The following is a 12,746-nucleotide window of genomic DNA, read 5'->3' as shown; positions in this document are numbered from 1 at the left end:
ATTAAGGGATATTTGAGAAAAGTAGCGATTGAAATGGTCCTAATTGAAGCTCTGTATTTTTGCTAAAATTTAAAGGAACTTTATTAAATATTTGATAGTAATTAAAATAATCATTTACTATTTGGAAACGAACAATTTTGTTGGTTAGATTAAAGAGACCAACTATACAAGATGATCCAGATTTTCGTTCTAGGGCTAAAACATCATTGGATGTAGAAATTCTTTTTGGTAAGTTTTCTGGATCTAAATTCCATAAAGCCGGATTCTTTTGTTTTTGATAATTCATGCTTCTAAAGAAATCATTATTATATTTAAACTGCCTTGAAAACGGTTTATTTGAAAATATACTAAGTCTATCAAACTGTGGATCCTCTGTACCATTCAATACCCAGTGGATTCCTGGTAGAAAAAAAGCCAGCGTATGAAAATACTTATAAGCATTATAAAATACATTCACCTCTGATCCAAATTTTTCATTTAATAAATAATCATGCACAAAGTTAATGTTTGGTATTTTTGAACAGGAATCTACAAATAAATTGAATGCATCAACCAACAGTGTACTATCATAAGCTTGATGGAGTTTTGCATAAAATGAAGAGTTCATGTGAAATGTATAGCCATTTAGAATTGTATTAGAATGATTAATTAATACTAAAGGTCTAATATTCGAAATGGATTTTAAAAGTGATTCATTAAAGTTTGCCGGAGTTTTGTCCTGATCAAAGAGAACAACTCCATCAAATTGAAATTCCCGCAAAAAATTTGAAATAGATTTAATTAACTTTTTTTGCAAATCTGTATTTTCTAAATTCAATTTAACATAATTCGGATTGTAGTGATTGTCAATCATTTTTTGATCAGAAATATAATATTCAGGATGCTGTTCTCTCCAAGTATGGTGTGGACCTGTAAAATTAAAATTCCATTCCATTAGTACCTTCATCTTAAGTGCATGTGCAGAGTCTATCAATCTTGTCAAATCTTTAGCAATCCCTAATTTTAAATCTATTCCATCAAAACTTTTAATGGCAAATGGACTGCTTGGGTTAAATGCATTATTTGCTTCATCTCTTTCCTGAATCGGAAGTAAACAAAGAGCAGTAAAAAACATAGTATGGATCCTTTTTAAGTCATCTGTTATACCATTTAAATTTTTTGACTCGGAATACTGCTGTGGCATTACTTCATAAATAGATAAATATTTGACCCAATCAGGAATTTTGGAATTTATTACTGATTGATTACAAGCAGTAAACAAAATAATAAAAATAAAACAATAGTTTCTCATAATTATTTTATCGCAATTAATTTTCGCTCAGGAAATTGAATTTTAATCTCTTTAACAAAAGTTTGATAATAAATATTTTTATAATATTGTTTAACGTGTTTTATTAATTCTTCAATTTTTAGATTCGCCTTATATCCTGCGTGCCCTTCCAGAAATGTCTTGATTTGATTCAAATAAATTTGCACTACTTCCAATTGATATTCATCCGGTAGCGAAATGTCATATTTTGTAATACAGTCTAAATCAGGTGCTTCCTTTAATAATAAAACTAATTCCTGATATTGCCTGGAAAAGTAAGCTATATCCAAAGTTTGATAGAATGATAACTTCTGCTTTCCAAAAGCTTTATTATACGTTGTAATAGATTCCTGAATTTCAGTACTATTTAAGTCGAAATTTGAAAAATAGAGCTCTAAATATTTTGAGTCCCCAGTCTCGATGTAAAATTTATAATAAAGTATAGTATCAAATAAAATGTTTCCTTTTAAGAGTAGTTCCGAAATTAAATTTGCACAATGTTTCTTTAAATCTCCAGAAGTATCTTCGTAAGCTTTTAGATATAATTGATATATCCAATCTTCAGAGATTTTGCGTTTCCGGGATTCAATCCAGTTTAAAGAAAGATTATAGTTAATGGCTTTATCCGTTTGGATTAAATACGTAAGAAGTTTACTTTTATTTTTAAAATAGAGATAATCTAATAGATTGTGTTTAAACTCAATATTTATAGGCAATTTTAATTTTGATGTAATATTTAAAAAGAGATCTTTTGCTAACTCTTGGCTTGATTTACGATTATGAATGATCTCATATAAATTAGAATTTTGATGGATCACCTGATATTCATCCGAACTTGCAATTTGTAGTATTAAATTTATTAATTTGTTTAATGCATGAGGTGCAATAATTAACAAAATAAATTGGGAAATAGCTAAGTGAAATTTTTCATTAAGGTGAAAGAGCTTGGATGCATTTTTTAATGGAGCGCTTGTATTCCATTGATGAAGAAATGTAATACCTGAAAGTATTGCATGAATGGCTTCTTCGGTATTAGATTGATTATAATGATAAAAAGCTAATTGATATACTTCATCTAATAATTGAAGCTTATACTTTGTTTGAGAGGCAGGATTTCTTGTAAAACTATTTAGAAACAGACTAAATCTGTTTAATAGGTCTTGGTATTTAGTGTATGGATACTTTGTGGGATTTCGAGCTGAAATAAAAAAATGAACCCATTCTCTATTCAATAGATTATTCTTAGTTAAAAAAACGAGAAAATACTCTAAATCTTCTTTAGTAAGGCTCTGTAGTAATTCTTTATTAAGAAGCGTTTCGCGATGATTTCTAGATTCATTAGTATGAATTTTTAAATGATGCCAATATGCTGCGAGGAGTGCATGCTTACAAATTTTAGAAGGTGATTTTGCACCACAGGCACATTGAAATAATTTAATGCTATTTTTATTGTATATAACTTCAATTTCCAGAAGACTTGAGTCATAGCGAATGAGATAGAGCCATTTGGATGAACTTAATTGATTTACTTTTTTGACACAGCCTTGATCTATACTTGTTTTAAAGTATTCCAGATCAATATTGGATATTTCATATTCCAATAAATCAAAAATCAAATTTGGTTTAACAGATTTCACGTTTTCTTGCTACTAAACCAGCAAAGATATTAAATTTGCCATAATTTTAAGCAAATGAATAAAAAGAGCGTATTGTATATCCGGCATGCAAAATCATCATGGGATCATTTTGGTATTTCGGATTTGGAACGTCCTCTAAATGAAAGAGGAAACAAAACTGCCCCAAGAATGGCAGAACTTATTCATTTACGTTATCCAGATAGCCATCCTATGATATTAAGCAGTCCGGCAATGCGTGCAATTCAAACTGCAAAATACTTTGCCATAGAATTTAAGCAATCTGTGGATAACATTAGAGTGCATGAAGGTTTATACTCAGGAGACGAATCTAATTACCTAGAATGCCTTACAGAGCTTTCCGATGATATCGAATTGGTTTTTGTGTTTGGCCATAACCCAACAATTGAATCCTTAGTAGCAAAGTTTGTTAATGCATATCATGGTTTAGTCCCAACATGTTCTATTTTTCATTGCATTAATCTTCAAAATTCATGGAATTACTTAAGTTATCATGATTTAAGTATACAAGATTATTATTTCCCTAAACTTTCATTAACAAAAATTTGATGCGACCCACAATTTTATTTATTTTAGTTTTACTGGCTTATAGTTGTAAACATTCTAAGACAATAGGTACTCCTCCTATAGAAGAGCGAACAATGATTCAGATTATGACCGAATGCTATTTTTTAGAAGCTCAATTTACGGATCTGAATAGCCATTTAAAGGATAGTATTATTGCAGTGGAGTTTAAGAACATACTTCAAAAACATGGAGTAGACGAAACGCGTTATACAGAGGCTCAACAGTATTATAATGCAAATGAAGATGCTTTAAAAAAATTGGAAGAAGGTGTGAAAAGCAGTGTAAACGAGGCATCAAAACATAATTAATAATTAGATAATATGGTTTTCGTTCAATAACAGGACTTATAAATTTAATTTTGCAGATTTAATATATCCATATATGAAGTATAAATTATTAGTGGTTGATGATGAAGAAGACATACTTGAATTTTTGTCCTATAACTTATTGAAAGCTGGATTTGATGTTAAAACAGCATTAAATGGGGAGGAAGCTTTGGAAGCATTAAAAACGTATGCTGCTGATTTAATTCTTCTAGATATAATGATGCCAATTATGGATGGCCTTACTTGTTGTCAAGAATTGAGAAAGCATACCCAATATGATAATTTATCTATTATTTTCTTAACTGCTAGAGCAGATGAAGAAACACAAATAAAATCTTTAGATCAAGGTGCAGATGATTTTATTGCAAAACCTGTAAATATGAACGTCTTGCTGAGTAGGATTCGAGCAGTGATTAGACGAAAATTGAAACCGCTTGATACTGGAGAGCAAGATCAAATATTGATTTTTGATGGAATTCAAATTAATCCTTTAAAAATGGAAGTTATTTATAAAGGAACAATTGTAGAATTTGCGAAAAAAGAATTTCTTTTACTTTATTTATTAGCTTCTTATCCTGGTAAAGTGTTTAAAAGGGAAGAAATTCTCGACAAAATTTGGGGAAAAGATATAATTGTTGGAGATCGCACGATAGATGTACACATTCGTAAATTAAGGGAAAAATTAGAGAATTCATACATTAAAACTATAAAAGGCGTTGGTTATAAATTCGATATTTAAATATTTTAAAAATATTTCTGTAAAAAGATTTTCATTTTTATTAAGCCTAAGCATTTCTTTAGCATTTGCAATTATTTATGGATTGTTTATAGTCCTTGGAATACTTAATAATAAATTTGTTTATGCTTTTCTATATTTTTGGATCCTTCTTATTTTATCTTATATAATTATTTATTTTTCAATTAATCAATTTCTGTTTAGACGTGTAAAATTAATTTATAAATTAATAAGTGATACGAAGTTTGATGATAATTTAAAGAAGGATCCACAAGGAGATGAATCATTACTTATTCAAAATGTAGAAAAGGATGTAGAACGATGGATTTTAAAAAAGAATGCCGAATTGGATCAATCTGTTCATTTAGAAAAGTACAGAAAAGAATATATTGGAAATGTTTCACATGAATTAAAAACACCTGTTTTTAATATACAAGGTTATTTGCAAACATTACTGGATGGAGGAATTGATGACCCAACGGTAAGAAAATCGTTTATTGAAAAAGCCTATAAAAACTCAATCCGATTGCAATCGATTATAGAGGATTTAAATATTGTTTATAAATTAGAATCTGGAACTCAAATTCTGGATCTGCAAACATTTGATATTAAAAATCTAATTGAAGAGGTTTTTGAAGAGAATGCTAGTCTAACAGCTGCAAAAAATATTAAATTGAAATTTAAAAATGGAGCGGAAGAAAGTATAAGAGTAGAAGCTGATAAAGAGCATATTCAAATTGTCTTGAATAATTTAATAAATAATTCAATTAAATATGGCAAAGTCAGTGGCTATACTAAAGTAAGTTTATATGATCTAGATAAATTAGTATTAATAGAAGTTACAGATAATGGAATTGGAATTTCAGAAGAACATATTAAACATGTTTTTGATCGATTTTATAGAGTCGATAAAAGTAGATCCAGAGATCAAGGTGGATCTGGACTTGGGCTTTCAATTGTAAAACATATTATTGAAAGTCATGGTCAAAAGTTACATGTTCGGAGCAAGGAAGGGTATGGTACTACCTTTGGATTTACACTTCAAAAAGCAATCTAAATTAAGAGTTTCTGTTCGAATTTAAAGCGGTATTAAATTGAATTGAATCAAATATTTTAACAACTTCATCACGATGTTTGAAATATTTATCAATTTGATTGGATGGAAGCGGATCCGGTGATGGGAATCTTAAGTTTCGATGATTAACCTGTACTCCGTTTTTCCAAAATCTAAAACAAACATGTGGACCACTTGCTAAACCTGTTGAGCCAACATATCCAATCGTTTGACCTTGACTTACAGCTGCGCCCTTCTTTATACCTCTAGCAAATTTTGACATATGAAGGTATTGTGTTGCAAACGTTTTATCATGTCTTATTTTAACAAAGTTTCCATTTCCTCCAGTATACGAAGCAGATTCAACAATGCCATTTCCAACAGCCATAATTGGAGTCCCATAAGGTGCTGCGTAATCTGTACCTAAATGAGGTCTGTGGTACTTTAAAACCGGGTGAAAACGTTTTAAATTAAAACCAGAACTTATTCTGGAAAATCTAACCGGTGCCTGCAAAAATCGACTTACCATTGGGCTGCCATTTATATCATAAAAGCCCTTCTTATTAGTTGGAACATAGGAAATTGAATAATGCTCTTTAATTCCAGTATCAAAATAGGCTGCAATTAACTCACCGGAAGCAGAAGGTTTACCCTCAATATATACCCGATCAAATAATAATTTAAATGTATTTCCCTTTTGTACATGATGAAAATCTACCGCAGATGATAAGGCATCTTCCATTTGATCAATTAAATCTAAAGATAAATTCTGACTTTCTAAAGCATTCCATAATGAACTCTCAATAATTCCATATGCATGTTCCCTACGAATTTCACTTGCCCGAGTTTTGATCTCAGCACAATGATCACCTCTTAGTTCACATGTGATATATTTTGAAGCATTAATTTCATAAATGAAATAATCAGGAAACTGGCACAAATTAGTACTAACAAAGCCATATTTATTGCCCGCTCTGATATTTGATAAATCAATTACTGTTGAAATTTCTTTTAATATTTTCTCAGAACGGTCACTTGGTACACTGTATAATTTTAGTATTTCTGATAAAGATTGACCATTATCAATTTTAGAAATATCAAGGTGAAACTGGCTTGGATCAAAACCAAATATACTGGATTCATATTTGGTTTGGCATTCTTTTGGTAGTTTGCATACTTTATCAATTGTAAAGCCATTTTCAAGTTTTAAAATAAAATCTAAAATAAAACCATTGCAAACTAATAAAATGGCAAGAGTAACTATTTGGGCAATAGTATAAAGCGGACTTTTACCTGTCATTCCTGTAAGTTTGATTCGTTAATTGAAATAGAATGCAAAACTAATCATTTTTTGAAAACTTTATCTTATTGTATTGTTTTGTTAATCAATGATTTATATATATAGTATTGTGTTTTAAGTAAATTCTAAGATATTTATGGTAATTTCAAGCAACTAATATTAGCTTATTTCATTGAATAATAAGGAGTTATATACAATTTTTAATCAGTCGGCCAAATTCCCTCTAATTATGGGTATTTTGAATTTGGATCCTGATAGTTTTTATAAGGAGAGTATTGTGACAACGATTCATATGGCTTTGAAAAAAGTAGAGACCATGTTGAATGACGGTTTGGATATTTTAGATATAGGAGCTTTTACAAGCAGACCTGGAACTGAAATACCTGATTATCAGCAAGAAAGGCAACTACTAATGCCTTTTCTTACTGCGATTCGAAATGAATTTGAAGGGTTAGCGATATCTGTTGATACGATGAACTCGTTAATTGCCCAGGAATCCATTGAATTTGGAGCAGATATTATCAATGATATTAGTGGAGGGATTTTTGATCCAAAACTTCCAGAGCTTGTAAAGGATGCAGATAAAATATATATTGCGATGCACATGAGGGGTATTCCAAAAACAATGCAGTCGACTGAAAATACAAGTTACCAAGATGTCGTTACAGATTTAATCAAATATTTTAGTAAAACTATAGAACATTTAAAACGTATTGGTTTACATAAGGTTATTATTGATCCCGGATTTGGATTTAGTAAAAAAACAACGGATAACTTTCTAATTTTAAAAAATCTGGAATGTTTTCAAATTTTGTCAAAGCCCATACTGGTAGGAATCTCACGAAAATCAATGATCTACAAAAATTTGAATTTAAGTCCGGAAACAGCATTGATAGGAAGTGTAGTAGCCGAATTTTATGCTGTTTTGAAAGGGTGTAGTATCGTAAGAGTTCATGATGTTAAAGAAACAAAACAAATGTTATCTATATATAAGATGATACATCCAAATGTAGAAAACAAAAGCAACTTTGTAAAATGAGTACGCCACCATCCAAAATACGATCATTACATAAGTTGTCTTTAAAATATCTTTTTACAACATTCAGGGTATTCGCTTTTGCTTTGATTGCTTTTCTTATGTTAGCACTGTTACTTAAAACAAGTGTAGTACAAAATTATGCAAAAGAAAAGTTACTTAATTATGTAAACAAACAATTCAATCAAGATATTCAAATTAACTCATTTTATCTTGACCCATTCAAAGGATTTACAGGATCTATTTTAATTCGAGATCATCATACGGATACACTATTTTACACGAATCATATGGAAATAGGATTTGCCAGGAGTTTGTGGTCTTTGTATTATAAGAACCTACAATTACAAAATCTTGAAATTGATTCCTCTGTATTTCATATAATTCAATATGAGAACGAATCCATTACTAATTTGGAGCAATTTATTAATAACTTTAAATCTAAAGATTCCATCTCCAGTGCCAAGTTTAATTTTAAATTTGATAAATTAATTTTTTCCAAATCAAGCATTCGTTTTATAATCCCAAATACGGAGTTAAATATAAATTTTAATTCTCTAAATTTAGCAGTAGACTCCATAAACACAGATATAAATTACTTTAAAGTTAGAAAACTTTTAGTGGATCGGCCTACCGTTAATATTATAATATCAAAGGATAACAATATTACCTCAACGAAAGATCAACAAGGTTTAGACACTTGTGCAATGGGTTATGGATTATTGGTCGATTTTATAAACTTCAACAATGCAACGTTAAACTATACATCCATAGATTCTGGAAACACAGATAACTTTTACTTAGAGAATATTAATTTTACATTAAAGAGTTTCTTCCAATCAAGTGACATGAGTCAATTAGACTTTATGCACTTTAATGCAAAAGGTTCTAATGGCTTTTCTTTAAAAAATGCATTGATTACAAATTTTAGACTTGATAAAAACAAGGCAACATTGGAGCAATTATTTATTGAGACACCAATCTCAAAGTTAAAAATTGAACTGCAGGCTGATTTTAGTCACGACGATAATTATCAAATTGATTATTTGAATTCATATTACAATTTAAAACTTGAAGAAGGTATCTTTAATCCCTTAGATTTAGTTTCATTATTTCCAAAATTTAATATTGAGAAATATGTAAATTTAAAGAAAGATGTTGTTTTAAATTTAAAAGGAGAAATCTCTGGAAAAGTAAATAGTATTAAAGCTAAAAATATTAATTTAAATTATGGAAATCATTTAACGTTTAATGGAAATGTTAATTTGCGAAACATCACAAGTAAAGGAAAGGAATTAATTAACCTTAATATAGCTCAGCTGCAAAGTCAAGCTTCCTTTATCAGGAGCTTATTTCCAAACTATAAAATTCCGGACACTTATGATAGATTTGGAACTATTCGCATGAATGGGCAATTTGATGGCTATCTTAATGATTTTGTAGCATTCGGAACATTTAAGACTGATTTAGGAATTGTACAATCTGATATCAAAGTGCGGTTATTAAAAAATGAAAAAACAGCAACTTATAGTGGAATATTTAAAGCGATTCAATTGGATCTTGGTAAACTTATAAATAATCAAGATTTTGGTATTATAAATTTAAATACTCAAATATTAAACGGCTCAGGGCTTTCAAGAGATAATGTTTTTGCAAATGTAAATGGTCAACTTTTTTCATTTGAATATAAAAAATATGTATATAAAGATATTTCTATAATTGGAAATTTGAATAAAGATTTATTTAAAGGAGATATCTCTATTTCAGATGAAAATATAAAGCTTGATCTGCATGGCACAGCCATTAGAGATAAAAATCAAATAGCGTTAAATATCAATTCTCGAATTCAGCATATAAACTTTTTTAAATTAAATTTAACATCTGATACAATTTCGTATGCTGGAGATTTAAGCTGTCAGTTTTTGGGTGATTTTAGTAAAGATTTTAATGGATTTATTGAAGTTAATAATTCACGTTTAGAAGTCCATAATCAAGCTTTTGCACTCAAAAAAATACGACTAGAGCTTTCTTCTATAAATGGCTTAAATGCTGCTAAGTTTGTAAGTGATGTTGCTGATTTTCAATTGGGTGGATTGTATAATTTGAGTTCTCTGCCACAAGATGTTTATAGTTTTCTATGTGTTAAGTACCCAGAAATTCAGCACACCTTAAATTTGAAATTTAATAAAAGTTACCATGCTACGAAAGCCAGTGGAAACATTTTTATCAGGGATGGAGAAAAGCTAAGTCAAATTTTGGCTTTCCCTGTAGTTTTTAAGTTTATGGACGTTGATTTTAATATTGATACAAGATCTGAAATCGTTGAACTAAAGTCAAATCGATTCGATCTTGAATTTCAATCATTTTTTGCAAGTAAATTTAGTTTTTCAATTTTAAGTTCAAAGGATTTAAAAATTCTTGTAACCACCGATTTTATTAAAACTTCAGAGAAGATCGTCATTGGAAATTTTAAATTTACAACTAATTTTGAAACCAATGAAGGCACATCAAGCATTCAAATATTTGATTCAACAAATACCAATATACTTGTTAATGCCAACTTAAAAAGCTCGCTTAAAAATCAGGAGTTTTCTTTAAATTTTATAAATAAGGACCTATTTTTTAATAATCAAAGATGGTTGATCAATGAAAAAAATAAATTTATTAAAGGCCGAGATTATTTTTCCATCAGCCAAATGGAGTTAACCGATTCTTCACATTATATTAGCATTCATGACATTGACCAAAAAGGAATTTCATTAAAGACGGATGGATTTGATATATCCTTTGTAAATCAATTTATTAGAAATAAAGCAATTGGTTTTTCAGGTTTATTTTCACTTGAGGTGGAAATTCCTGATTTAAAGAAGTTTGATGGTTTAAATGGAAATATAGAAGTATTTCAACTTCATTTTAGCAAAGATAATTTTGGGCCATTTCGCCTGGGATTTTCTGTTCCAGATGCAAATAAACCATGGAATTTAAAAATTGAAAATATATTTCAAGAGCATGTAATTTCTGGATCTGGAACATTTAATATTCCTTTAGGTAAAGGAGATTATAAATATAAGGCCTATGACTTTGGATTAGACTTAAGCGTTAAAGCATTTCCTTTTAAATTTTTGGAAAATTTTATTTCTTCAATTTCCAATACAGAAGGAGGTGGTGACGGAAATCTAAAGTTTTATAGTCGAGATCATAAACTTTATCTTACTGGAAAATTGATTTCTCAGAAAGCCAAGACTAGTATCAATTACTTAGGCATTCCAATAAATTTTGACAAACAACCCATTCGATTTGAAGAAAATGAAATTCTATTTGAATCCCTACAATTAAAGGATAAGTTTGATAACCCAATTAGCTTAAATGGAAAATTAATTCATGATCATTTTAATGATTTTGAAGTAGTGGCGAATCTTACAGCCCCTAAAGCGCTAATTTTAGATACGAAAAAAGGTGAAAATCTATTTTATTACGGCTATGGATTTGGTAGTGTGGATGTTGATTTTACCGGGCCTTTGAGTGCATTGGATATGAATGTGCGCGTTACAAGTCTTAGAGGTACTAAAATTAGCATACCCGTTCAATCAGACCAAGTTGTAAATGAGTCAAAATTTGTCAAATTCAATTCCAAACTAAACTCTATAGACACTGTTAAGTCTCCACTTCACACCAGTATATTAGGAATGAATCTTAATATGCAAATCACGATGACCGATGAAGCTGAAACTGCTATCGTATTTGATGAATTGACTGGAGATATATTGAAAGGATCTGGAAGGGGGAATTTATTAATTAAGTCTCTGAGAAATGGCGTTTTTACAGTCAACGGCACTTATGAAATTGAAAAAGGTGAGTATTTATTTACGCTCTATAATTTTGTAAATAAGCCATTTACTATAAAACGAGGAGGAACCATAACTTGGACCGGAGATCCTTTGAATGCAAATATAAATTTAGAAGCTATTTATGAAGGACTCTATGCGCCCCCTTATTTGCTCGTTCAAGAATACATTGAAAATGGGGATGAAGTAGTTAAAACGGAAGCTAAAAGACGAACAAATGTTAAATTGATAATGCTTTTAACCGGTTCATTATTAAAACCTGATATAAAATTTGATATTGAATTACCTGAATTGACAGGCACATTGAAGGGATTTGCCGACAGTAAGATACAATCTTTACGGAGTAACCAGGACCAATTAAATCAGCAAGTATTTGGTCTTTTAGTTTTACGTACATTTTTGAATAATAATAGTTTTGATGGCGGTATTAATCTGAGTGCAACAACTATTAACACGATGAGCGAAATGCTTGCAAATCAATTTTCACTTTTTGTTTCAAGTTTACTTAGTAATGCTTTTGGTGATGTTGATTTTATTTCGGGAGTGGATTTTAATATAGGTTATGACCTCGACAATGCCAGTATTGGAGACACCAAACAAAGTACAAAACTTAATGAAGGGGAGGTTGTTTTTAGTCTTAAACACCGATTATGGAACGATCAATGGGTTGTAACCTTAGGCGGAAATTATAAATCAAAATCTGCTATTTATGGAAACTCTTATTTTAATCCAGAAAGTGTTATTGAATGGAATACACCTGTACCAGGACTTAAATTGAGAATATATTATCGAGGTGATGAATCCATTGAAGGTGTTAAACATAAAATAGGTACCGGTGTAAATTATCGGAAAGAGTTTGATTCATTTTATGATTTCAACAAGGAATTAAAAAATCAGGCAAAAAAGTAGTTTAGAAGA

Annotated in this window: 9 protein-coding genes; 6 read left to right on the top strand and 3 right to left on the bottom strand. The window is 29.8% G+C overall.

Annotated elements, in window-relative coordinates; translation table 11 throughout:
• Position 1: 1 nt before the first annotated feature.
• Positions 2-1,291 (bottom strand): hypothetical protein, encoded by a 1,290-nt coding sequence (locus tag IPO86_10730; protein ID MBK9728583.1) that lies wholly within the window; start codon positions 1,289-1,291, stop codon positions 2-4.
• Between the two features lie 2 nt (positions 1,292-1,293).
• On the bottom strand, positions 1,294-2,946 hold the full coding sequence (locus tag IPO86_10725; GenBank protein MBK9728582.1) for a hypothetical protein: 1,653 nt from the start codon (positions 2,944-2,946) through the stop codon (positions 1,294-1,296).
• Positions 2,947-3,000: 54 nt separating this feature from the next.
• Here IPO86_10725 and IPO86_10720 point away from each other — a divergent pair, with 54 nt between their 5' ends.
• From IPO86_10720 to IPO86_10705, 4 genes are all read left to right on the top strand, one after another.
• Positions 3,001-3,513 carry a histidine phosphatase family protein gene (locus IPO86_10720; GenBank protein ID MBK9728581.1) on the top strand — a complete coding sequence of 171 codons (513 nt, stop codon included), beginning with the start codon at positions 3,001-3,003 and terminating at the stop codon, positions 3,511-3,513.
• Positions 3,513-3,839 carry a DUF4296 domain-containing protein gene (locus IPO86_10715; protein MBK9728580.1) on the top strand — a complete coding sequence of 109 codons (327 nt, stop codon included), beginning with the start codon at positions 3,513-3,515 and terminating at the stop codon, positions 3,837-3,839. The genes IPO86_10720 and IPO86_10715 overlap by 1 nt, the downstream gene beginning before the upstream one ends.
• A gap of 73 nt (positions 3,840-3,912) precedes the next feature.
• Complete coding sequence (locus IPO86_10710) at positions 3,913-4,596, top strand: response regulator transcription factor (GenBank protein MBK9728579.1); 684 nt, start codon at positions 3,913-3,915, stop codon at positions 4,594-4,596.
• An 82-nt stretch (positions 4,597-4,678) separates the two neighbouring features.
• Positions 4,679-5,650 (top strand): sensor histidine kinase, encoded by a 972-nt coding sequence (locus tag IPO86_10705; protein ID MBK9728578.1) that lies wholly within the window; start codon positions 4,679-4,681, stop codon positions 5,648-5,650.
• A 1-nt stretch (position 5,651) separates the two neighbouring features.
• Here IPO86_10705 and IPO86_10700 read toward each other — a convergent pair whose 3' ends face one another.
• A complete protein-coding gene (locus tag IPO86_10700; protein ID MBK9728577.1) occupies positions 5,652-6,947 on the bottom strand; it encodes a peptidoglycan DD-metalloendopeptidase family protein in 1,296 nt (431 codons plus the stop codon).
• Positions 6,948-7,176: 229 nt separating this feature from the next.
• On the opposite strand from IPO86_10700, the gene folP reads away from it, so the two are divergent.
• Together folP and IPO86_10690 are read left to right on the top strand one after the other, a co-directional pair.
• Positions 7,177-7,986, top strand: a complete 810-nt coding sequence (gene folP, locus IPO86_10695) for a dihydropteroate synthase (GenBank protein ID MBK9728576.1) — start codon at positions 7,177-7,179, stop codon at positions 7,984-7,986.
• A gap of 98 nt (positions 7,987-8,084) precedes the next feature.
• Entirely contained in the window at positions 8,085-12,737 is a 4,653-nt protein-coding gene (locus IPO86_10690; GenBank protein MBK9728575.1) for a translocation/assembly module TamB domain-containing protein, read from the top strand.
• Positions 12,738-12,746: the final 9 nt, after the last annotated feature.

The sequence above is a fragment of the Saprospiraceae bacterium genome (assembly GCA_016717265.1).
Taxonomy (GTDB): domain Bacteria; phylum Bacteroidota; class Bacteroidia; order Chitinophagales; family Saprospiraceae; genus Vicinibacter.
The sequence above is the reverse complement of the archived record's forward strand: the minus strand, read 5'-3'. Positions and strand labels throughout refer to the sequence as shown.